Origin of the sequence: Paracoccus rhizosphaerae (assembly GCF_026162645.1) — a bacterium.
Classification (GTDB): Bacteria; Pseudomonadota; Alphaproteobacteria; order Rhodobacterales; family Rhodobacteraceae; genus Paracoccus; species Paracoccus rhizosphaerae.
On record NZ_JAOTBE010000132.1, the window covers coordinates 1 to 3062 of the forward strand.

General features: G+C 58.6%; 2 protein-coding genes and 1 pseudogene. 2 read left to right on the forward strand and 1 reads right to left on the reverse strand.

Going from position 1 to position 3062, the window contains the following annotated elements:
• Positions 1 to 296 (reverse strand): annotated as a pseudogene (locus OC184_RS19715) (transposase); the annotation flags it as partial.
• Positions 297 to 770: 474 nt separating this feature from the next.
• On the opposite strand from OC184_RS19715, the gene OC184_RS19720 reads away from it, so the two are divergent.
• A complete protein-coding gene (locus OC184_RS19720; RefSeq protein ID WP_265508886.1) occupies positions 771 to 1865 on the forward strand; it encodes a GSCFA domain-containing protein in 1095 nt (364 codons plus the stop codon).
• Positions 1849 to 2601, forward strand: coding sequence for a hypothetical protein (locus OC184_RS19725; RefSeq protein WP_265508888.1), 753 nt, complete (start codon positions 1849 to 1851; stop codon positions 2599 to 2601). The genes OC184_RS19720 and OC184_RS19725 overlap by 17 nt, the downstream gene beginning before the upstream one ends.
• Positions 2602 to 3062: the final 461 nt, after the last annotated feature.

Consider the following 3062-nt stretch of genomic DNA (forward strand, 5'->3'; position numbering starts at 1 on the left):
TGCCACGGTAAGGCAGTTGCACCGCCAAGGTCTTCTGGCGTCGGCAGAGTGTCGAGAAATCCGGGGCCGGCCAGCCGAGCCCCGCAAGCCGCAGCAGGCTAGCCACGAAGCCCGTCGTCTGGCGTTTGCGCCACTTCGCAACCGTCTTGGGGTTAATCCCCAGTTCCCGGCTCAGCGTCGCGAGCGAAGCTTGCGATCATTCGGGCCGACCCTCGGACCGATGGCGGGCCAGCCCTCATTATTGCAGCTCTGACGGCGTGCGTGGTCGTGGCGCTCCCGTGACGAACCTGACCCATAATGCTTCCTTCCATTCCTGAGAAAGGATCGCACCATCAAACCATGGGATTAAACATCTACGTCAGTCGCGAAGGCTCAATTGGGCGGACAGCGGCCTGTCAGTGGTGCAGCAAGAAGCCAGCGTATGACGTGGATGCTGGCGTTCGCCGCGCGTCGCAGCGCCACTGGCGCCATGATCAACCCGAAAGGCGGATTGGAGCGTTCGCGATGACCCAATACCCCCATGGCATCTTGTGGAACCAATGCTCTGACAACTAGCTGCTTGGCGAGAGGTTTCGCCCGGATCCCGACAGCGAGACCAGATTGGCACCCGAAGCATTGACACTTTATCCGCAACGGCTGCGCCTGACCTCTGCGTGAGCAGCGACAACTTCAGGCGGAGGAACGACACGCGCCGTCTTGCCTTTTACAACTGACGGATGAAAGGTGGATCGGGCTTCTTGGCCTGGGTCTTGTGGCATAGAGGTAGCCGGATGGTCGCTGCTAATCCCTATAGTAAACTTCCCCGCCGCGCCTACTGGCGCACCTCCGTCGAACGTGCAGTTAAATCCGGGGGTGTTCTGCCCGATCTTTGGCGCCCGGCATTCCAGATCACCACAAGCGATCCCGTAATTACGACAGGCTCGTGTTTTGCCCAGCACATCAGCAGCGCCCTTGTCCGCTCTGGGTTCACGTGGGTTGAAGCTGAACGCGCACCCTTCGGGCTGTGTGCCGCTGTTGCCCGTCAGTTCGGCTACGGCGTCTTTTCCGTCCGGACGGGAAACATCTATACCACCCGCATGCTGCTACAATGGCTGAACTGGGCAATCGAGCCCGACAGCCAGGACAGAGAGATATGGGCAGCTGATGGCGCGTTTTTCGACCCGCTACGCCCGCAGATAGAACCCGACGGATTCGAAGACGAAGGGGAGCTGTTCAACGCACGGCGCGCTACATTTACCGCATTGCGCAAAGCGGTGCAGACATCGTCAGTTTTCATATTCACACTTGGCCTGACCGAGCTGTGGGAGAACATGGAGACTGGTCTAGCCTATTCGTCCTGCCCCGGCTCACTGGCCGGAGCGTTCGACCCAGCAGTCCACGCATTCCGGAACCTGACCTATCCCGAGGTTATGGCCGACCTTGAGACAATCCTGGCACTTTTGCGTCGGCTTAATCCCGACATCCGTCTGTTGCTGACCGTGTCGCCCGTCCCCCTTGCGGCAACCGCTGCGGATGCCCAGCACGTGCTGACAGCCACCACATATTCGAAATCGGTGCTGCGTGCCGCCGCCGGGGCATTCCGCGGAATGCATGACGATGTAGACTACTTTCCCTCATACGAGATCGTCACCAGCCCCGGCCTGAACCGCCAGATGTACGAAGATGATCGCCGATCGGTCACGCCCGATGGGGTGGACTTTGTGATGCAGCATTTCCTGCACGGGCTGGGGATCGAGGGCGATCAGGTTGTCGTCCCCTCGGGCCCCGGCCGGCGGATAGAGGAGGCAGTGGCAAGGGCGGCCGAGGCGCATGACGTGATTTGCGAGGAGATAGTCTTGGACAGATACAATGAAGACCGTGATTGACGCGGCACTGGTCGGCGATTCCCACGCCTCGATCATGATCAAAAGCGGCGAAGACGCCGGTTTGCAATTCAAATGCCCGATTGCGGCGGCGGCGCCGAATTTTGTCGGTGCCGGCTTTTTCACCGATGAGAACGGTGACGTCCGCTTCAGAATCTCCGAATTTCGCAAGGATGAAGCGTTTTTCGGGACCGAGAAGACCGAACGGTTTGCCCGCAAGGCAGCGAAGCTCGATGTGATGTTCCGCCACGCCTTCAACCGGAAGCTGCCGGTCTATGCCAATGTCGGGATGACTGCTGTTCACTTCGTCAACGACCTGATGGTTGCAGCGGAGGCCAACGGGCAGGATGGAACACTGATCTCCGCCAAGATCGCGCGTGCCACTGCCGAAGACTATATCGTCGATTATCTGCGGTTCTACGAAACCCTGGTACGGCAGGCGCCAAGTGTCACCTGCGTCTTCGGTCCCACTCGGTTCCGCCCTGAAAACCGACATATATGGATCGCCTATGACGAGGTCATATGCACCCGCCTTTCCCGGATCGGCGTCCGCATTCTGGATCTGCGACGTCATTTCGGCAATGAACAGCTGCTTTTGGATCCGCGTTACTACAAGGATTCTGGCGACGATTTCGTGCATGCCAACGCCAAATGGGGTCTGGAAATGGTGCAGGCGATCCAGGATGATCTGTCGCGGAGGGCCTTGTTGCTCAGAACCCGTGATGAATTTACTATCTGATCCGGCCCATATTGCTGAGAAGCATGAGCAACTTGACCCCTGTGGGGTAGCAAGGCCAAGGCCCTGTCCTCATACACCGCCGCAGTGAAACGGTCTGGTTTACTTTCAATCAGGTTTGGTCGACTTTCCTCTTTCGCGAAGAAGGCCGCGGCTTTTCCTAAGAAACAGCCTCAGCATCGGGCAATGGCGCCAAGGCAAAGCCGAGTGTCTTGGCGCGCCGTTGGAGGTTTGCCAGAACACGGCTGCGATGTCGTTCTTCATAGGCTGTCGCGCCCGGCTCGCGGTAGGTCATGCCAAAGCGCACGGCCTTATAGAACAGAACGGCGATCTTCCGTGCCGTGGCGGTCAGGTAATCCTCCCCATGGTTAAGGGGATGCGAAGTAGAATTTTCTCGACAGGATGAACGAGGAGATTCAGATGAAGAAGAGCCGTTTCACCGAAGCTCAGATCATGGGCATGCT